This is a genomic window from Chitinophaga sp. CB10 (assembly GCA_001870995.2).
Classification (GTDB): domain Bacteria; phylum Bacteroidota; class Bacteroidia; order Chitinophagales; family Chitinophagaceae; genus Chitinophaga.
The window spans coordinates 30,480-49,880 of the sequence record MLAV02000027.1; the positions used below are offsets into that span (position 1 = coordinate 30,480).

Sequence of the window (19,401 nt, forward strand, 5' to 3'; positions counted from 1 at the left end):
TAACTGCATTATGTCTGTTCACATACTCGGCATCAGGCACCATGGCCCCGGCTCCGCGCGTAATGTACGCGCCTACCTGGAAGCGTTGCAGCCGGATATTGTTTTGGTGGAAGGGCCGCCGGAAGCCGACCCCCTATTGCAATGGGCGGGGTCGGCGCAACTGCAGCCGCCTGTGGCCATACTCGCCTATGAGCCGGAAGCGCCCGGGCACAGCGCCTTTTATCCTTTCGCGGAGTTTTCCCCCGAATGGCAGGCCATTACGTATGCCCGTACCCGTAACATCCCGGTAAGATTCATGGACCTGCCGCTTGCCCACGCCTTTGCGCTGGAAAATGAAAAGAAGGAGGACGACCATGGCGCCGGCGGCGGTTCCCGCTTTGATCCGATGGCGCTGCTGGCAACAGCCGATGGTTACGAGGATGCGGAAGCCTGGTGGGACCAGATGTTTGAATACCGCCGGGATGGGACAGGCATCTTCGAGGCCGTCATGGAATCCATGGAACTGTTACGGGAAGAACTCAGCAGCAACGATGTCATGAACCAGCTCCGCGAAGCGTGGATGCGTAAGATCATCCGCCAGGCGGAAAGGGAGATGTACGCGGAGATAGCGGTGGTATGCGGGGCATGGCATGCGCCGGCGCTGAAGCGGATGCCTGCGGCCAAAGCGGATAACGAATTACTGAAAGGACTGCCGAAGGTAAAAGTTGCCTGCAGCTGGACGCCGTGGACATTTGAGCGGCTCGGCAGTCAAAGCGGGTACCGGGCCGGCATTGCCTCCCCGGGATGGTACCAGCATAAATGGGAATATCCGTATGATAACGGCGTCCGCTGGCTGACCAACGTGGCCCGGCTATTCCGGGAAAAGCAGATGGACATTTCCACCGCGCATGTAATGGAGGCGGCACGGCTCAGCCATGCGTTAGCCGCCATGCGGGAATTGCCGATGCCGGCTTTGGAAGAACTGAACGAGGCGGCCATTTCCGTACTATGCAACGGCGATCCGGCCCCGATGCAGTTAATCACGCAACAACTGATTACAGGCAACCGCATAGGCGCGGTACCGGAAGATGTGCCCAAAGCGCCGCTGCAGGCGGATATAGAGCGGCAACAGAAAAAGCTGCGGCTGCCGCTGACAGCGGATCACAAGGATTACCAGCTGGACCTGCGGGAACCGACGGACCTGCAGCGGAGCATCCTGTTACACCGCCTGCAACTGCTGGACATCAACTGGGGCGAGCAGCTGCGCACCACCGGCAAAGGCACCTTTAAGGAGCAATGGCGGTTGCAATGGGAGCCCGCGCTGGCCGTAGATATTATCGATAAAAGCTGCTGGGGGAATACCCTCGCCGCCGCGGCCAATGCCTATGTAACGGACATGGCTACACGCCGGCAACAATTGCAGGATATTTGCCGGCTGCTGGAAGGCTGCATTCCGGCGGACCTCCCCGAGGCTACTGCCGCGCTGATTCAACGGCTTAACAACATGGCCGCCGCCAGCCACGACGTGGTGCAGCTGATTGACGTATTACCGCCGCTGGTAAGCATTACCCGCTATGGCAACGTACGGAAGACGGATGCGGGACTGGTATTGGGCATACTGGAAAGTATGATCACCCGCATCTGCATCCACCTGCCGGCAGCGAGTACGCATATGGCGGAAGATGCCGCCACGCTGATGCTGGAGCAGTATTACGCCATGAACGATGCGGTGCAAACGCTGGCTAACCCGGCGTTGGCGGACCAGTGGCAACAGGCATTGCGCAGCATCATGCAGGACCCGCAATCCGCCCGCTGCCTGGCGGGGTACGCTGCGCGGCTGCTGAGCGACAGCCGGCAGTTGACAGGGGAAGCGTTGCTGCAGGTGTTTAGTGTATCCATGTCCGTTAGTAACGACCCTACCGCCGCAGCGATGTGGCTGGAAGGCTTTTTAAAAGGCAGCGGCGCGTTGCTGCTGGTGGACGACCACCTGTTTGCGCTGCTGCGGAACTGGATGCAGCAGTTGACCGAAGCGCATTTTATACAGGCGCTGCCACTGTTGCGCCGCGCGTTTGCTACGTTCTCCAGTGCGGAAAGGCGGCAGATCGGAGAAAAAGTTAAACATGGAAATAGTGTGAGGAAGTGCGGGGAGGATGTGGAGCTGGATGTAGAGCGGGCGGCCAGGGGGATTGCGGTGGTGATGGAGGTAATGGGGTATGGGGGTAATTAAAAATGTGAAAAACAAACTGCGTAAGCATCAATTGCTTCCAATCACTAAAAAAACTGAACATGCATAACGAAAACGAACTGCGTAAATGGCGAATGATACTGGGCAGCGATAAAAACGATGGCACCGGCTGCCAGCTTAGCCCCACCGACCTGCGTATAGATCAAACGCTGGAAGCCCTGTACGACCACCAGCGGCAGGGAGGGCTGGGTCCATCCTCCCCCAACGTCAGCCGCTGGCTGGGGGATATCCGCAGCTTCTTCCCCGCATCAGTGGTGAAGGTCATGCAGCAGGATGCGCTGAAACGACTGCACCTGACGCAGCTGTTGCTGGAAAAGGAAATCCTGGAACACGCGGATGCGGACGTACACCTGGTGGCAACGCTGCTTTCCCTCAGCCGGGTGATACCGGAAAAAACGAAATCCACTGCAAGGATGGTCGTGCAAAAGGTGGTGGATGAGCTGCTGCGCAAATGGCAGCAGCCGATGCAGCAGGCGATCAGCGGGGCGCTGAGCCGCAGTATCCGCAACTTACGCCCACGCCACAACGAAATTAACTGGCACCTGACTATCCGTAAAAACCTGCGTCATTATCAGCCGGCATATAAAACCATTATTCCTGAAATAAAGGTGGGATATGGCCGCAGGCGCAACGCGCTGAAGGAGGTGATCCTTTGCCTGGATCAAAGCGGGTCCATGGGCGCCTCCGTGGTTTACAGCAGCATCTTCGGCGCGGTCATGGCTTCTATGCCGGCGCTGCAAACAAAGATGGTGGCATTTGATACCGCCGTGGCGGACCTTACCGAACAGCTCACCGACCCGGTGGACCTGCTCTTTGGCGTACAGCTGGGCGGCGGCACGGATATACAACAGGCCCTTACCTATTGCCAGCAGCAGATCACCCGGCCGGCGGATACAGTGCTGATCCTTATCACGGATCTATACGAAGGCGGCAACCCGGCCAATATGCGCAAGCGTGCAGCCGAACTCGTTAGCGCCGGCGTGCAGTTAATTGTGCTGCTGGCGTTGAATGACGAAGGCGCGCCTTCGTATGATCATGAAAATGCGCAATTCTTCGCGGACCTTGGCGTACCGGTGTTTGCCTGCACGCCGGATAAATTTCCGGATATGATGGCGGCAGCGCTGGGGAAGCAGGATATGCAGCAGTGGGCGAGCGGGAATATGTGAAATTGGAGAAGCGCAGCGGACTGCTGAAAGCTAAAATGGAAAGAGCCGGCGACCCTTTCCATTTTAGATATGCAAAGCTTGTGACGCGCGCACGCCTTAAAACTCATACCGCGCCCCCAGCTGTATCTGCCACGGGTTCCCTCCCGGCGTAATAGTTCCGCTATTCGTATTCACGTTGTATTTATACGCGAGGTTATTATAGTCAAACCCGCCGAGGGAATAAATATTCTGCTTGCCAAGGTTCTTACTCGTTCCCCAGGACTTGTTAAATATATTCGCCAGGTTGAAGATGTCGCAGGAAATTTCCATCCGCTGCTTCTTCGTGAAGTTGAATTTCTTGGAAATGCGTACATCCCAAACGCCATAGAAAGGATTCACGCCACCGTTCCTTTCGGCAATCCTGCCCATGCTGGAACGGATGTAATCCTTATAGCCGGAGCTGATGGCCGGATTGTCCAGTATCGCCTGGATGCCTTTACGCAGGTTTTCCGGCACGGATGGATTATTGACATCGAAAATATAGGCGAGGTCGTTAGAGTTCACGAAATCGCCATTTACGTTACCGGATACTGCCAGCGAGTAACGGGTGCCGCCAATGCCGGAATACCGCAGGCCTACGTTGAAGCCGGCGAAGGTGGGCGAAGTACCGTAGAATACCACCTTATGACGGAACTGGTTATCGCTGTAGGTCATATGGCTCAGGTCCCGCGGATCGTCCTTTACCATTACGGACAGCGTGGCGGTATTGGCTACGTCCCCGTTGTAGGAAGTATTATCCCTCGCATCATTCCAGGTGTAGCTGAAGGTCACTTCCCCATCCTTCCAATACCGGTAGGTGGCGTCCACTACGAATGCGAACTGGTTCACCTTACCGTCGCTGTTGAGTTCCAGCACGCGGCCTACGTTGGCGCTTTTGCGGCCTTTGGTCCAGTCGGTAGCGCCGTTGGAAGTGATGATGCTCGCAGCCGGCACATACACGCCCCTGTTGGCTTCCTGCGCCAGTCGGAAGTAAGGCTCGTCCACCATGTTACGGTCCACATACATATAGTTATGGCGTGCAATGGTGGTGAAGAAAGTTAACCCGGCTTTGAAGTTTTCCGTAAAGAAGTGGTTGTAGGAAATATTGGCTTTATACACCACGGGTATCCTGGCGTCTTTTCCGTTCATATTGATAGTGCCCTGTTTGGCCAGTCCGAGCTGATCAAACAGTTCCTTGCCGGGCGCGGTGGAAGGGTCTTTCCGGTAACCGACGAAATTAGGCGTTGGTACGCCTGCGCCGGTGATATCCACTGTCCATACCTTCGTACCATCGAAGAGCATGTTGTTGATCATTGCGTAATTGTTGATATCGGAGCCGAATATAGCGGCGCCGAAGCGGAGGTAGTCCGTATGCTTTTCGTTGATATCCCAGTTGAATTGCAGGCGGGGTTGCACCTGGAAGGTAGTCAGCCCACGGTCTGTACGGAGGCCCAGCTCCTTATCCACCGTGGCATTGTAGTTGGGTTTATTGAGATAGGTAGTATAGTCCGCACGGATACCGGCCGTCATTTCAAAGCCCGGCGCCAGCTTGGTTTGCATTTGCGCGTACAGCGCAGCCGCCACGATGTTCTGCTTCACGCTGGGATCATCGGAGAGCGCTACCTCGCGGGCGTAGCGGTAGGGCGTCATGTTATTGAAGTTATCCATTCCGGTAAAATAAAAGCGTCCGTTCATTTCGGAGCCATAGAGGGAGTTCATGTGGCTGTACATGATATCGGTACCGAAGGTGAAGTTTGCTTTATCCGTGCTGTAATACACATTGTCCACCAGCTGGAACACGTTGTTATAAAAGTGTTCCGGTGAAAAGCGCTGGCCGCCGAGCTGGATGTTGGTAAACAGGGAGGTGGTACCTGGGCGCGGCGTTTCCACTCTTTCCACAATTGCCCGGGGGATGTTGGCTGCCGGCAGCTGACTGCCTGGCGAGCTTTTTTCAAATGTATAGAGGTGCTGGAATTTCAGCTCATTGGTGAGTTTCGGACTGACAACCGTACGCAACGTAGCGAGGAGACTGTTGTTGATGGCATGCGCGTCCGCATAGACTTCGTAGAGATTGATGGAAGTATTATCGTCCCGGCCGAGCGGCGCGCGGTCGTTGATATAGTTATCGCGGATGGTGAGCAGGTTCTTTTCATTGATTTGCCAGTCGAGGCGGGCAAAGCCGGCATCCGTGCCTCTCTTTTTGTTGAAAGAGCCCGTTTGCTGGGAGTTGGCCACTCCGTATTTAGACCGGGCAATGTCCAGGAACTGGTTGAGGGTAGCCTGGTTAATGCCGAGGCGGGCTTCATCCGCGGGCGATTTGATATCCGCTATCAGCAGGGGGCGGGCATCTGCCTGGTGATCCCACCCGATGAAGAAGTGAAGCTTGTCCTTGATCAGCGGCCCGGAGAGCGTTGCGCCGTACTGGTAGGTGGAGAAGTCGTTCGTACGCCTTGCGCCGCGGGCATCGTAGCGGCTGGACAGCCAGTCGTTCCGCATATACATAAACGCGCTGCCGTGCATTTCGTTGGTACCGGCTTTTGTTACTGCGCTGATGGTACCGCCGCCGCTGCGGCCATAGGTAACATCGTATTGGTTGGTCACTACCTTGAACTCCCGGATGGTTTCCATGGAGAGCGCGTAAGGGCCGCCTATCCTGGCATTGGTGCCGCTGCTGGAAGTAGGGTTTTTCGCGGAGGTACCATCGATGGTGATGTTGGTGGAAGACCCCAGTTGCCCTGCGAGGTTACTGCCGCTGCTGAGTGGCGAGAGGTCGATCAGGGAGGAGAAGTTACGCCCGTTTACCGGCAGGCGTGCGATATCCCGGCCGGTAACGGTGGTGGCGGCGCCAAAGTTCTCCGTTTTGTTTTTCAGTCCGGAGGCGGTTACCTGCACTTCGTTGATGTTTACCGAGGAGGATTGCAGGACGGCTTTGATGCGTACCAGGTCCCCCTGGTTGAGGGTGTACCCCGTGAGCTTCTGGGAGCCGTAACCTACAGAGCTGATGCTGATGGTGTACGGGCCGCCGAGAGGCAGCTCCTTGAAGTTGAATTCGCCTTTGGCGTTGGTGACTGTTCTGCTGGTGAAGCCGGTAGACTCGTTGCGTATCAGCACGGAGGCGCCCGGGATCAGTTGTTTTGCATCGTCCGAAACCGTTCCGGCTACTGAGGCCTGGGTCGTTTGGGCATACATTTGCGATGAAAAAAGGCAGCTCAATAAAAATGACAGTATAACACTACATACAGCTTTCATATAGCTAGATTTGATTGAATAAGCAGACGTGGAAATAAGAAAATAGCACTAACGGTTCCCGGTGTTCACTGGTATTGAATAACGTAGAAATTCACATGGCGTGCATGCTTACTGAAAGTAAAAATTAATTCTCACTGTTCATAATTTTTTAACGGAAATTTTTGGGGGAATTGTTCTGGCCGTCAGGAGGAGATCGCCTTGCCCGTAAGCAGGGAGCCCGCGCCTGCCCGCCGGTTGGACTCCACTACCACCGCCAGCAGCAGACGCAGTTTGCCCGCCAGGTAGCTGCTGAAAACCCTGGGGCGGAGGTCAAAAAAAGCGATGACTTCCTCTTCCTGATTTACAAAGCTGATGCGGTACAGCTTTACGAGGCGGTGTACGGATATATGCGTCAGCGTTACCTGCTTTACCGCCGCAAAAGGGATCTCCGCAGCGGCCGGCGTATGGTAAAACTGGTGCAGCCGTTGCAGGCGGAAGACTTTCGCTTTCAGGTCTATATCCACGTATTGCTGCCCTATGGTAACGAGGTAGATATCCCGGCCCGTGAGGATGCAAAACAACAGTACCAGGGGCGGCGCCAGCCAGGAGTCCAGCCCGTATAACAGCACATACCCGCCGTATGCCAGCGGCACCAGGTACAGCGCCATCCATACCGCTTTCACCAGTAAAGGCTCATCGCCGGAGGGGCGGATGCTTACGCTTTCCGGCAATACTTCCAGGAAGTTGCCTGCACGGGAACGGGCCGCCAGCAGGCGCAGGCCCTCGATGGTTCGCTGCAAACGTGATAGTGGCATAGATGCGGGGTTTAATGACTCTTGTAATCGTGGCATTACGTTATATAAGTTACAACAAGTCACTGCACTGTAAGCGGGAGTAGGGAAATATGAAAAAAATATATCTTTGAGGCCTATCGATAAAAATATGAAACCTTTAATTGTTCTGATCGCTACCTTTCTCATAGCCGTATTAACCCTTCACTTTATCCACGGCGGGTATGAATGGGCGTTTGCTGCCCGTATAGCCATGGCCGTTATGCTGTTCTTTACTGCGAGCGCGCATTTTGCTTTTACAAAAGGCATGGAAATGATGATGCCGGCCGGCATACCGTTCAAAAAAGGGCTGGTGTATATCACGGGCATCCTGGAGATTTTAGGCGGCATAGGCCTGCTGGTACCCGGCTGGATAGCCGTTACCGGCATTTGCCTCATCCTCTTTTTCATAGCGGTGCTGCCTGCAAACATCCATGCGGCGCTGAAGCAGGTGGATTACCAAAAAGGCACCAACAGCGGCAATGGCATCAAATACCTGTGGTTCAGGATTCCTTTACAGCTGCTGTTCATTGCCTGGGTGTACTTCAGCGCCGTGGCTGTATAAATTACACTATTAGTCTTTCCAGGCATTGCGCAGCAACCTTAACCAGTTGCCGTGCATAATATTTTCTATATCGGCCGGACTATAGCCCCTGGCGGCAAACTTCGCAGGCAGCGTTTGCAGGTCCGCGATGGTTTCAAGATCGTAAGGGCATTGCTCTTTCCCGAAGGCGCCGTCCAGGTCGGTACCGATGCCCACGTGCAGGCTGTTGCCTGCCAGCTGGCAGATGTGATCGATATGATCAATCATTTTATCGAGGTTGCATTGCATTCCTTCCGGCGTGGAAACGCCTCTCACCCAGCCGGGCACCATCATCCAGGCGTCCAGCGCTGCGCCGATCACTGCGCCCTTGCTGATCAATGCCCGGATCATTTCATCGCTGAACTGGCGGTTGTGGTTGACCAGGGCGCGGCAATTATTATGACTGGCCCATATGGTACCGTTGAATATTTCCATCGCATCCCAGAAGGCGTCATCGCAGAGGTGCGTGGCATCGAGGATGATGTTGAGCGCTTCCATTTCGCGGATCAGCTGCCGGCCTTGTTCATTGAGGTGGCCGGTGGCATCGGTACCGTTGGCGTACCTGCCGGGGCCGTAGTGCGCGGGGCCGATGGCGCGCAGGCCTTTATTGTAGGCCCGTTCGAGGTGGCGGAGGTCCACCAGGGAATCAGCGCCTTCCAGGCTGAGGATGTAGCCGATGGGCTTATTATCGTTGGGCGTACCGTCGTTCCAGCGGGCCACGTGCGCGTCGAGAGATTTGCGGTCTTTAATCATCACCAGCTCTCCTGCTTCTTCCATGGCTTTATACCAGGCCAGCTGCCCCTGGGTTTGCGCCCAGGCCTGCTCCGGCGAATGCCAGCCGGGCAGCGGGTTATCCGGCGCAACATAGCGGGCTATCTGCGTGGCCACTACGAGGCCGATATTTCCTTTCCGCAACTCCGGGAAAGCTACTACGCCTTTTGCGCGGTCTGGCTTATCGGTAAGCCCCTGCTCCCTGGCGCGTATAGCCGTTACCGTTTGCCGCAGGTCGCGGTTCCATTCCAGCGCGTTCATGCTGAGGTCGAGATGCGCATCAATTGTAAACATAGCGTATTAAGATGTAGGGCATCCGTGTACCCTTGTACGTTACCCCCGTTAGGAAAATACTGCATTAATCATTTCCGGCAACATACGAAGGGTAAACGGATGACCGTTTGATTAGTATAATTCAAACAATGCTTCTATTTCCACGGGAATATTATCCGGCAGGGAACCGAAGCCCACGGCGCTTCTTACGCCGATGCCGTTTTCCTCTCCCCATACGGCGGCAAACAGCTCTGAGCAACCGTTGATGATATAGGGATGGCGTTCAAAGTCGGGCGTGCAGTTGACCATGCCCAGCACTTTGATAACACGTTTCACTTTATTGAGGCTGCCCACATTCGCCACGATGGTGGAGAGCATGGTGAGGCCTACCTGGCGTGCAGCCAGCTTGCCTTGTTCCATATCCAGCGCCGCGCCGATGCGGCCGATGATCAGGGACTTATCGTCCTGCACGGGGCCGTGGCCGGAGAGGTACAGGTATTTGCCATCTATCAGGCAGGGTTTATAAACGCCCAATGGCGCCGGCGCCGGCGGCAGGTTCAATCCCAGTGCTGCAAATCGCTCATCTGCATGATTGTTTTCCATAGATTATCAGTTTTTATGTTGTTTTAGTTAAAGCGTTCAGCGCATTTTATCGCTACGCTCAGATAAAAGCATTTAGCAATAAAACGCCTGCCAGTCCTGCGATGCCTACCATGGTTTCCATAACGGACCAGGACAGCAGGGTATTTTTTATACTCAGGTTAAAATATTCCTTAAACATCCAGAAGCCGGCATCGTTCACGTGGGAGAACATCAGGCTGCCGGCGCCGATGGACAATACCATCAGGTTGGGATTGGTCCCGGCTTGTACCATCAGCGGGGCGATCATACCCGCGGCGGTGAGCCCGGCGATGGTGGCAGAACCTACGCAGGCCCTTATCAGCGCGGCCATCAGCCATCCCAGCACCAGCACCGGTATGCGCCAGCTTTGCATGGCGGCCGCAATCTCGTTGCTTACACCGCTGTCCGCCAGCACCTGCTTCAGCGCGCCGGCCCCGGCGATGATGAGTACGATCATGGCTACGTCTTTCACCGCGTCCGCGTAGATGCGCGTGAGTTGCCGCATATCCCGGCCTTGTGCCAGGCCCAATGTAAAGGTAGCCACTATTATACAAAGCAGCATTACCATTGGGGCGTTTCCGGCAAGGGCTATCCATGGCGCGGGACTGGCAATATTGGCATAAAGCGTCGTAAGCATTAGTAATAAAACGGGCAATAACGCTGTGACGAAGCTATTTATTCTCCCCGGCAAAATAAAACTACCAGCACTATCCCCTTGTGCAAACATGGCGTCAGGGGCAGCGGGTATTCGTTTTAAGAACCTCGCAAACACGGGCCCAGCAAGGATTAGCGCGGGAATAGCTACGAGCAGGCCGTATAATAAGGTGCGCCCCATATCCGCATGAAATTGCGTGACCAGCGCTGCCGGCGAAGGGTGCGGCGGCAAAAAGCCGTGGGTGATGGACAGGGCCGCGAGCGTGGGCAGGCCGATGTACACTGCCGGCAGCTTGTATTGGTACACGACGGAAAAAATCAGCGGCACCATGAGTACGAAGCCCACGCCGTAAAACAGCGGGATGCCGATGATGAAGGCGGCGATGAGCAGCGCCCATTGCAGGTATTTTTCCCCGAAAAGTTGCATGAGCGTGTTGGCGATTTGGCGGGCAGCGCCGCTTTCCGCCACCAGTTTGCCCAGCATGGCGCCCAGCACAATGATGGCCAGCAGCCCGCCGACGGTATCTCCTATTCCCTTCTGCAAACTCTCCGGCAGCTTATCCGGCGCTATGCCGAGTAATAAGCCTGCCAGCACGGAAACGAGCATGAAAGCGATAAACGCGTTCATTTTCCCCCACGTGAGCAGGAGGATCAACAGCAGCAGGCAGGCAAATACGATTAAAATTGACATAAATTAATTGATAGAAATTTCATCCATGAGCAACATACTATTGCCGCCGGCGCCGTACTCCCCTGCCGGGATGACGCCCCTGTTTTTGGCGCAAACCCTGATGTATCGGGCTTTTACAGGCCGCACCCGGATGCGTACGTTGTTAATGCCGTTGATGATAAAAGTTTTTGTTTTGGCCATCGGCAGGTAATGGATGCCATCGTTGGAGTATTGGAATTCCAATATCGCCGGCGCCCACATCTTTTGCCAGCGATAGTGCAGTACGTTTGCCGCCACTACCTTTATGAGCTGGGGCGTGCCGAGGTCGATCACCGCATCCAGGTCCCGGGCGCTGAAACCGAGCCACTGGCCGTCGTTGAAGCGATGCGTGCCAGTAATGCCATTTACGAGCGTAGAGGCGTCCCCGTTATATTTCGTATTCGGCGGCGCTTTTAACGTGATACGCGCGCCGGTGGATTTACTTACATTAAACACCTGTTGAAACTCCCTGTAAACTTGCTGTTGCCCTTCAAAGAGCGCGGCACGTAGTGTAGCCGTTTCCGTTATATGCAACGGCCTTTCATATAAAGGACTGTTAGCATCGGGAGCCGTACCGTTCAAAGTATAACGAATGCGCGCGGCAGGTGAGGTAGTATGTAGGGAGATATAAATGCCGCCCCGCTCCAGGCTATCGGATTCGTACGTAATTTCATGGCGGACTGCCGGGGCTACGATTCCCCTGGTTTTCAACAGTGTATCATGAACGGCTAAACGCTGTAAGAAATCAGGATAGCTGCGGGTTTCCCGGGGCGACCATGCCCTTTCCGCGAGGGCCAGCAGCCGCGGGTAAATCATGTAGTTCGCCTGTTGTACAGTGGGCAGGTATTCGCTCCACATTTGCCCCTGTATGCCGGCGATATAAGGCAGCAAAGCCGTATCGCCGGCGGCATGCAGCGGATCGTATTCATACACTTCCCGGAGCGGCGTATATCCGCCGGCGGCAGTAGGCTCCGTGCGGTAAAGCGATTGATAGTGATCGAAATAGAGTTCATCCTCCGGCGTCATGATCACCTGGTGTTCCTGTTTAGCCGCTTCCACTGCGCCTTCCACGCCACGCCAGCTCATCACGGCAGCGCCGTGTGCGAGGCCGCCTTCGAGGATTTCGTCCCAGCCGACTACTTTGCGGCCTTTGGATTGAATGTATTTAGCGATGCGTTTTACAAAATAGCTTTGCAGTTCGTCTTCATTTTTCAGCTGTTCCGTTTTCATGCGGCGCTGGCAGGCAGGGCATTTGGCCCAGCGCACCTTGGGGCATTCATCCCCGCCGAGGTGGATATATGGGGAGGGGAAGAGGGCAAATACTTCGTCCAGCACATCTTCCAGGAAAGTGAACGTACTGTCCGTACCGGCGCAAAACACATCATCAAACACGCCCCAGAACTCCGCCGTTTTGTACGGCCCTTTGGTGCAGCCCAGCTCCGGGTAGGCCGCCAGCGCGGCCAGCGCATGGCCTGGCATTTCTATTTCAGGAATCACATTGATGTGCCGGGCGGCGGCGTAAGCGACCACTTCCCGGATTTCATCCTGCGTATAGTAACCACCGTACTTACGGCCGTCGAACTGATGCGGAAGTTCTTTCTTGTGGCCGATAAGGGTTTGGTTGCGCCAGGCTGCGATGGACTGCAATTTGGGATATTTCCTGATTTCTATTCTCCACCCCTGGTCGTCCGTGAGGTGCCAGTGGAAGTTATTGATCTTATAAAAAGCCAGCTGATCTATCAGTTGTTTGATGTAGTCTACTGAAAAGAAATTCCGGCTCACATCCAGGTGCATGCCGCGGTAGGCGAAGCGGGGATAATCGGTGATCGTTACGCCCGGGACCCGCAGCGACTTCCCCTGTGGCTGCCAGAGCTGCCTTAGGGTGGCAATGCCGTGTACAATACCGTCAGTACTGTATGCAGCGATGCGCACTTCATTGTTGGCAGCCCTGAGCTGGTAGCCTTCCGGCGGGAGTTGCAGGGTAGTGTCTACGGTCAGGACTATACGATTTTTGCCCTGTGCCGGCAGCGGGAAGCCCAGTTGTTCCTGCACGTAGGTGTTGAGCAATACCGCGAGGCCGGCGGTAGCGGCATCCGTTACAATAGCGGTATTGGCCGAGATGGCGACTGTTTCGTTGGTCCATTGCGTTTGTACAGGCAAAGGAACCAGGGCTGCCGCAGCAGCCTGGTTCCTTTGAGCAGCGGCCTTTTGCCCGGCGGCCGCCAATAAAATTACGATCAGCAGTTTTTTCATATTATTTATCCCACCACATTCTTGTTGTTAAGAGATCAGGACCCTGGCGGTCAACGGCTGTCTTGTAATTGACGGCGTTGATACTTTGTTCCTGGCCGGGATACTGGAACCGGCGGGGAATCGTACCACCGGTAGCGTTGCCGGCGTTGTTAACAGGTACCAGTGCCGGATAGCCGGTGCGGCGCCAGTTGGCATAAGCTTCCATTTCATCCAGCAGATGCGCTACCCAGTATTGGGTATGAATCTGATCCATTTTTTGTTCGGGCGTACCGGCTGTATTGAATGGGTGCGCAGCCAGGTAGGCGTCTATTTTTTGCTGGCTGATCACGCCGCCTTCGCCAAAGAGGGCCAGGTTGCGCATAGCGCCGGCAACCCCATCGCGGTAGTATTGCGCGGCATCTCCCGCTACCCAGCCGCGGGTAGCGGCTTCGCTCAGCAGCAGGTTAGTTTCAGCATTGGTTAATATTAATAAAGGCGCTGCGTATTTCAAAATCGTATTCGGGTTAGGTTCCGAATAGGTTACGAAATCGTCCGGCTTGGAGCTGAGGCCGTTAGGCATACCTTTCTGGCGCGCGGTGCTGGTATCCGCCTGGTTGTTAACCCACACGACGGAATATACCGGCAGTCGCGGGTCCGCATTGTTTTTAAGGTAATCGATAAACGTTTTGCTGAATTTGCTCCATTCAATATTATCCGCTCCTTTTGAATTGATGGTGTAATCCTGGCTGATCAGTTCAACGGCAACGGGGTTTTGGTTATACGGCTGAGGGCCGCTGGCATAGGTTACAACCGCATTGTCCGCCGCGTCCAGGATCACACCACCGGTAGCTGCTTTCTGCACCCAATCTTTCACGGGGATCTTACCGTCGGTTACTTTCGTGAGGCGCATGGCCACACGCAGCATGATGGAGTAACCGAATTTCTTCCATTTATTGATATCGCCTTTGTAGAGGTAATCAGCGCCGCCGTAGGTAGGCTGGGCCGGATCAAATGCCTTGATGGCTTCGTCCAGTTCCTTGAGCATATCCGCGTAAATATCCGCCTGCTTGTCATACGCGGGCGCGAAAATACCGCTGCGCGCCTGCGCTGCCTGGGAGTACGGCACATCCCCATAGAGGTCCGTAATACGCTGCATGAGCAATACTTTCCAGATGCGCGCGGCGGAGAGTTTGTTCACCGAAGTGCCGGCTATTTTCCCGGCTTTGTTGGCATCGATGATCTCCTGCACGTTGAGGATGGAGTTCGTATAGGCGAAACGGTAATAAAAGCTCTGGTAGAAATCGCTGACGCCGTATTTATCGCCTGCGCCGGAGCCGGCAATTTCCTTGGCTACGGCAAAGTGCTGCACGTAGGTACCGCAGAAGAGGTATGAAGTGTAGTAGTAAGCTTTATCATACACATAACTGCCTTTGAGCAGGGCCTGTGAAAACATGTAATCCACATTCTGCGTCGTAGAGGCGTTAGGGTTAGTATTCAGTTCCTCAAAGCCCTTGTCGCAGGAAGCCAATCCCAGCGCGGCGCCGAGGAGCAGGAGGTATTTATATTTAGACAAACGTTGCATGCGGTTAAATTTTAAAATTTCACATTCAGGTTAAGGCCATAGCTCCTGGTAGGCGGCACGCCAAACATTTCAAAGCCTTGCGCGCTGGCATTGCTGAAGGTAGATTCCGGATCGATGTTCGGCGCATTCTTATAGAGGATGAGCAGGTTTCTTGCCACGAATGAAACGGAGGCCTGCTGCACTTTGGCGAAGGAAAGCAGCTGGGTGGGAATATTGTAGGAGAACACCACCTGGCGCAGTTTAATGAAGCTGCCGTCGTAGATGAATTTCTCGGAGATATTCTTCCAGTTGTCGTAATACTGCTGGATGCCGTGGGCGTAGTCAAACGTTTTGGTGAAAGGTTTGCCATCTGCGTCCACACCGGTAACGGTGAGCCCGTCCGTACGGCCTGGCAGGGTGATCTTCGTCAATCCGAAGCGGGTGCCGTACAAGTTGGTGCCGGAGTAGATCTTATTGCCGAAGCGGCCGTCGATAAGGAAGCTCAGGTCGAACCGCTTGTAATGGAACGTGTTGGTAATACCGCCGGTGGTGGGCGCGATGCCGGTGCCATAGTCCTGCAAACCGGTCGTCAGCTCATAGCCGTTGGTTTTATTGTACATGGTATTACCGTTGGCATCCTTCTTTACGCCATAGCCCATGATGGAGCTGTAAGGCTTGCCTACCTGCGCGTAGAGGAAGGCGTAGGAGTTCACGGCTTTATCCAGTTCGAGGCTGTTGAGGCCATTGAGCGACTCCACACGGTTACGGTTATACGCCACATTGAGGCTTACGTCCCAGCTGAAGTGTTTGTTTTTGTACGGCGTACCGTTGATGAGCAGCTCCACGCCCTTGTTGCTCATTTCGCCTACGTTGAGGTAGGCGTAGTTGTAGCCGGCGGAGGAGGAGATGGTTACGCGCATGATATCGTTCACAGTTCTGCGTTGGTAGAGGGTAAGGTCGAACCCGATGCGGTTGTTCGCAAAGCGGCCTTCCAGGCCAATTTCCGCCGTGGTGGAGGTATAAGGCTTCAGGTAAGGATTAGGCGCGATCAGCTCTCCGGAGGTAGTGCCGGTGGTTTGGGTAGGCGTTTGGAGCGGCTGGTTGTTATGCCCGCCTCCCGGCACCATGCTGTATGTTTGGTTGAGGGCGTAAGGCATGGGAGCGCCGCCGCCTACCTGTGCCCAGGAGGTACGGACCTTGGCGTAGTCGATCCACTTAGGCAGGGATACTGCTTCCGACAGCAGGAAGCTAGCGCCGACGGAAGGATAGAAAATATTATTGCTGGTGGCGGCGAGTGTAGAGAACCAGTCATTTCTTCCGGTGACGGAGAGATAGAGGTAGTCCCTGAAGTTGAGGTCCACGGAACCGAAGAGGGAATTGGTGGCCAGTCGCTGGTTCAGCACCGTGGTGGTCAGTCCCAGTACGTTGGACGGATCGTAGAAACCAGGCTGGAAGAAGGTACGGCCCTGCATGGTGGTGGCGTCGTTTACGCTTTTGCGGCGGTTGCCGCCGGCGAGGGCGGTGAGCTGCAGGTCGCGACTGATACGTGCGTTATAGTTCAGCGTCAGTTCGGCATTGGTTTCGGTGATGGCGTTGTCCGTTTGCAGGTAGTAGCCGTCCGTATAGTAGGCGGTGCCGGATGGCACGATGCCCACGAAGGTGCTGCTGGTATGGTCCGTCGTCACGCGGCCGCGTACAAAGAAGTTGTCCAGCAGGTTGTATTTGATACCGAGGTTGCCGATGAAGCGGTTACGATCGTCGTGGTTACGGAATTTATTCACTGCGAAATACGGGTTGGTAGCGAACTCGGAAGGGTTCCATTTCACTTCGTTCCCGTTTTTGTCGTAGCCCGGTTCGAGGTTGCGGATATCCACGGTGTTGGCGATCATGTAGGTACCCCAGTTAGGGTTGCCGGTGGCATCGCCCACGCCGGTTCTGTTTTGCGACCTTTCGATATTGTATTGCGCGAATCCTTCTACGGTGAGGCGTTTGCTCAGGTTGGCGTTTACGCCGAGGCTGAATATTTTTTTGTTGAGGTGCTGGTTAGGTACCAGGCCCCGGTTATTCATATCGGAGAGGGAAGCGCGGAAAGAGGCGGATTCATTCCCCCCGGAGAAGCCTACGGTGTTGGTGAGGGTGTTGCCGAGGTTATAGAAGTTTTTGATATTGTTTTTCTGCGCTACATAAGGGCGGATGACGCCATCGAACTGGATGACGGGGCTGCCGTCAATTTTCGGCCCCCAGGAGAGCCGGCCTGCGCTGATGGCTTCATTTTGTGTAGCGGGTTTGAGTCCGTTCACACCGGAGCCGTATTCATATTGCCAGTCCGGCGTTACGGAGGGCGATTCCAGGGTGAAGGTGCCGTTATAATCCACGCCGATACCTTTTTGTTTCACGCCTTTTTTGGTGGTGATGAGGATTACCCCGTTGGCGGCGCGGGAGCCGTAGAGGGCGGCGGCGGGGCCTCCTTTGAGCACGGTGATGGATTCGATATCATCGGGGTTGATGCCGCCGATACCGTCGCCGCGGTCCTGGTTGAGACCAATAGACCCGTTGCCGTTGGAGGGCCGTGCTGCGGTGGTATTATCGATAGGCATCCCGTTGATCACGTAGAGCGGCTGATCGTCCCCGTTGAGGGAGCCGGTACCGCGGATGACTACACGGCTGGAAGCGCCGGGGCCGCCTGCGAGGGAGGAGGCGTTTACGCCGGCAACTTTACCGCTGAGGGCATCGCCGAGGTTCATGGCGCGGGCTTTGGTGAAGTCGGATCCTTTTACTTCCGTGATGGCGTAGGCGGTGGCTTTCTTCTCTTTTTTGATACCGAGCGCTGTTACAACGAGTTCGTTGAGGGCTTTGGAGGATACTTCCAGCTGGATGAGCAGGTTGGTTTGTCCGGCTGTGGCGTTCACTTCTTTTTTATCATACCCGATAAAGGATACCAGTAAGGTAATATTGGCGCCCTGGAGGTTATCGGGCAGTTTGATGCTGAACTGGCCGTCGAGGTTGGTGGTAGCGCCGATTCCTTTTGCGTTGAGCACGGATACGTTGGCGCCGATAATTTTTTGTCCGTCGGTACCCGTTACGGTACCTGCGATTTGGGCGGCTTTGTTTTGACCGAAGCTGACCACAGTGCTACAGAGGCAGTACAGGCATAGTAGCAATTTCGTGAAAGTTGCCAGGTTTAAGACATTTTTCATGTGAGTGGTTTGGTTGATAATCTTCAAATAATGCGGAAATACTTTGCTAAAAGTAGGAAAAGATTTGATTTCTGCAAATTATTTGCAAATAAATCTGCAATATTCACGCAAGCAAGTTGTACTCTTTATTGATATGTCTTATTAAATTATTGATAATTAAACGTTAAGGAATTCTCAATTATCGCAAAAATCGAATTTGCAATAATAAAAATGCAAAAAATCATTCTATAAGGTTTATTTTTGTTGTATGTATTATATTAGACGTAAATCTTATACTCAACAGAGATAGCCGAGCATATAATACTTTCATCTAAATTCAGAATTGTCGACACGCTATGGATAGTGCAAATACCCAAGACCAGCTGCCTCCGGTAACCCTCACCAAAAAAGCGAGGAAGCAGCTCATCATTCAACAGGTGAATATCCACACCCGCATTACTTATACAGAACTGGTGAACCTGATCAATGTATCAGAGGATACCATCCGCCGCGACGTCAATGAACTGGCGGACGACGGGGAGGTGGTGAAGATCAAGGGCGGCGCCATGTCCATAGCTTATCATTACGGCCACGAATCACAAACCTATGCGCAAACCAACAAGCTGGTCATTGCGGACAAGACCCTGCAATTATTGCGGGACGATATGATTGTGCTGATTGGCGGTGGCACTACCATCCGGGAGTTCATTAAAAAGATTCCCAACAACCTGCGGGCGACGTTTATTACGGTGAATGTGCTCAGCGCTGTGGAGCTGCTGGATAAGCCGATGATCAAGACAATCGTAATAGGCGGCCAGATTTCAGCTTATTCGCAGATGACGGTGAGCGGGGAAGTGTTTGAATACCTGTCCAACATCAAGGCGGACTTGTGCATCATTGGCACCAATGCCATTGACCCGGTAAACGGGCTGACGGATTCCGACTGGGAGACGATACAGGTAAAGAAGGCGATGATAAAAGCCGCAGATAAAGTTGCAATTCTTGCAATTTCTGAGAAATTGAATTCATCGATGAAGATGAAGATTGCGGATTTATCGGACATACATTATCTGATCACGGAACTGCCGGCGGAGAGCAAGGAACTGCAGGCGTATAAGGCGAAGGAGCTGACGATATTGTAGCGGATTTTTTCTCGCAGAGAGCGCAGAGGGGCAGAGCGCGCAGAGAGCGGATTTTTTTCTCGCAGAGGGAGCAAGGGGGCAGAGCGCTCAGAGAGGTGGAGAATAAGCGAGAATTCAAGGGAGTGTAAAATAAACTGTGTCAAGATTTAATTTACAATCGTAATTTCAGCCGCTCACCAAAAATAATTGATAATTGTGACACAGTCAAGCTCC

At 54.2% G+C, this 19,401-nt stretch carries 12 protein-coding genes; 4 read left to right on the top strand and 8 right to left on the bottom strand.

The genetic code is table 11. The annotated features are described in order from the left end of the window. Positions 1-10: 10 nt before the first annotated feature. Both BOC67_RS24760 and BOC67_RS24765 read left to right on the top strand, forming a co-directional pair. A complete protein-coding gene (locus tag BOC67_RS24760) occupies positions 11-2,206 on the top strand; it encodes a DUF5682 family protein (protein ID WP_291914841.1) in 2,196 nt (731 codons plus the stop codon). 59 nt (positions 2,207-2,265) lie between these two features. After that, positions 2,266-3,390: a VWA domain-containing protein gene (locus BOC67_RS24765; RefSeq protein ID WP_291914843.1), complete on the top strand. Its 1,125-nt coding sequence runs from the start codon at positions 2,266-2,268 to the stop codon at positions 3,388-3,390. A 96-nt stretch (positions 3,391-3,486) separates the two neighbouring features. Here the strand turns inward: BOC67_RS24765 and BOC67_RS24770 are convergent, their stop codons facing one another. Next, positions 3,487-6,657: a TonB-dependent receptor gene (locus BOC67_RS24770; RefSeq protein ID WP_291914845.1), complete on the bottom strand. Its 3,171-nt coding sequence runs from the start codon at positions 6,655-6,657 to the stop codon at positions 3,487-3,489. Between the two features lie 182 nt (positions 6,658-6,839). Continuing rightward, a complete protein-coding gene (locus BOC67_RS24775) occupies positions 6,840-7,451 on the bottom strand; it encodes a hypothetical protein (protein ID WP_291914846.1) in 612 nt (203 codons plus the stop codon). A 127-nt stretch (positions 7,452-7,578) separates the two neighbouring features. On the opposite strand from BOC67_RS24775, the gene BOC67_RS24780 reads away from it, so the two are divergent. Next, positions 7,579-8,031, top strand: a complete 453-nt coding sequence (locus BOC67_RS24780) for a hypothetical protein (protein ID WP_291914848.1) — start codon at positions 7,579-7,581, stop codon at positions 8,029-8,031. Between the two features lie 9 nt (positions 8,032-8,040). Here BOC67_RS24780 and BOC67_RS24785 read toward each other — a convergent pair whose 3' ends face one another. The 6 genes from BOC67_RS24785 to BOC67_RS24810 form a co-directional block, all read right to left on the bottom strand. Beyond that, positions 8,041-9,114 carry a membrane dipeptidase gene (locus tag BOC67_RS24785; RefSeq protein WP_291914850.1) on the bottom strand — a complete coding sequence of 358 codons (1,074 nt, stop codon included), beginning with the start codon at positions 9,112-9,114 and terminating at the stop codon, positions 8,041-8,043. A 111-nt stretch (positions 9,115-9,225) separates the two neighbouring features. Further along, positions 9,226-9,696: a RidA family protein gene (locus BOC67_RS24790; RefSeq protein ID WP_073086865.1), complete on the bottom strand. Its 471-nt coding sequence runs from the start codon at positions 9,694-9,696 to the stop codon at positions 9,226-9,228. Between the two features lie 58 nt (positions 9,697-9,754). After that, a complete protein-coding gene (locus BOC67_RS24795; protein ID WP_291914853.1) occupies positions 9,755-11,059 on the bottom strand; it encodes a gluconate:H+ symporter in 1,305 nt (434 codons plus the stop codon). A 3-nt stretch (positions 11,060-11,062) separates the two neighbouring features. Next, positions 11,063-13,330, bottom strand: coding sequence for a family 20 glycosylhydrolase (locus BOC67_RS24800; RefSeq protein WP_291914855.1), 2,268 nt, complete (start codon positions 13,328-13,330; stop codon positions 11,063-11,065). A 1-nt stretch (position 13,331) separates the two neighbouring features. Beyond that, the gene (locus tag BOC67_RS24805) at positions 13,332-14,891 is read right to left on the bottom strand and encodes a SusD/RagB family nutrient-binding outer membrane lipoprotein (RefSeq protein WP_291914858.1); all 1,560 of its coding nucleotides are present in this window, start codon (positions 14,889-14,891) and stop codon (positions 13,332-13,334) included. An 11-nt stretch (positions 14,892-14,902) separates the two neighbouring features. Beyond that, the gene (locus BOC67_RS24810) at positions 14,903-18,067 is read right to left on the bottom strand and encodes a SusC/RagA family TonB-linked outer membrane protein (protein WP_291914859.1); all 3,165 of its coding nucleotides are present in this window, start codon (positions 18,065-18,067) and stop codon (positions 14,903-14,905) included. 335 nt (positions 18,068-18,402) lie between these two features. On the opposite strand from BOC67_RS24810, the gene BOC67_RS24815 reads away from it, so the two are divergent. Beyond that, a complete protein-coding gene (locus BOC67_RS24815) occupies positions 18,403-19,188 on the top strand; it encodes a DeoR/GlpR family DNA-binding transcription regulator (protein WP_291914860.1) in 786 nt (261 codons plus the stop codon). Positions 19,189-19,401 lie beyond the last annotated feature (213 nt).

What these genes read in the sequence shown, in the direction of transcription:
- BOC67_RS24765 (WP_291914843.1), top strand. Translation starts at nt 2,266, where the DNA reads ATGCATAACGAAAACGAACTGCGTAAATGGCGAATGATACTGGGCAGC.
- BOC67_RS24815 (WP_291914860.1), top strand. Translation starts at nt 18,403, where the DNA reads ATGGATAGTGCAAATACCCAAGACCAGCTGCCTCCGGTAACCCTCACC.
- BOC67_RS24780 (WP_291914848.1), top strand. Translation starts at nt 7,579, where the DNA reads ATGAAACCTTTAATTGTTCTGATCGCTACCTTTCTCATAGCCGTATTA.
- BOC67_RS24760 (WP_291914841.1), top strand. Translation starts at nt 11, where the DNA reads ATGTCTGTTCACATACTCGGCATCAGGCACCATGGCCCCGGCTCCGCG.
- BOC67_RS24795 (WP_291914853.1), bottom strand. Translation starts at nt 11,059, where the DNA reads ATGTCAATTTTAATCGTATTTGCCTGCCTGCTGCTGTTGATCCTCCTG.
- BOC67_RS24770 (WP_291914845.1), bottom strand. Translation starts at nt 6,657, where the DNA reads ATGAAAGCTGTATGTAGTGTTATACTGTCATTTTTATTGAGCTGCCTT.
- BOC67_RS24810 (WP_291914859.1), bottom strand. Translation starts at nt 18,067, where the DNA reads ATGAAAAATGTCTTAAACCTGGCAACTTTCACGAAATTGCTACTATGC.
- BOC67_RS24800 (WP_291914855.1), bottom strand. Translation starts at nt 13,330, where the DNA reads ATGAAAAAACTGCTGATCGTAATTTTATTGGCGGCCGCCGGGCAAAAG.
- BOC67_RS24805 (WP_291914858.1), bottom strand. Translation starts at nt 14,891, where the DNA reads ATGCAACGTTTGTCTAAATATAAATACCTCCTGCTCCTCGGCGCCGCG.
- BOC67_RS24790 (WP_073086865.1), bottom strand. Translation starts at nt 9,696, where the DNA reads ATGGAAAACAATCATGCAGATGAGCGATTTGCAGCACTGGGATTGAAC.
- BOC67_RS24775 (WP_291914846.1), bottom strand. Translation starts at nt 7,451, where the DNA reads ATGCCACTATCACGTTTGCAGCGAACCATCGAGGGCCTGCGCCTGCTG.
- BOC67_RS24785 (WP_291914850.1), bottom strand. Translation starts at nt 9,114, where the DNA reads ATGTTTACAATTGATGCGCATCTCGACCTCAGCATGAACGCGCTGGAA.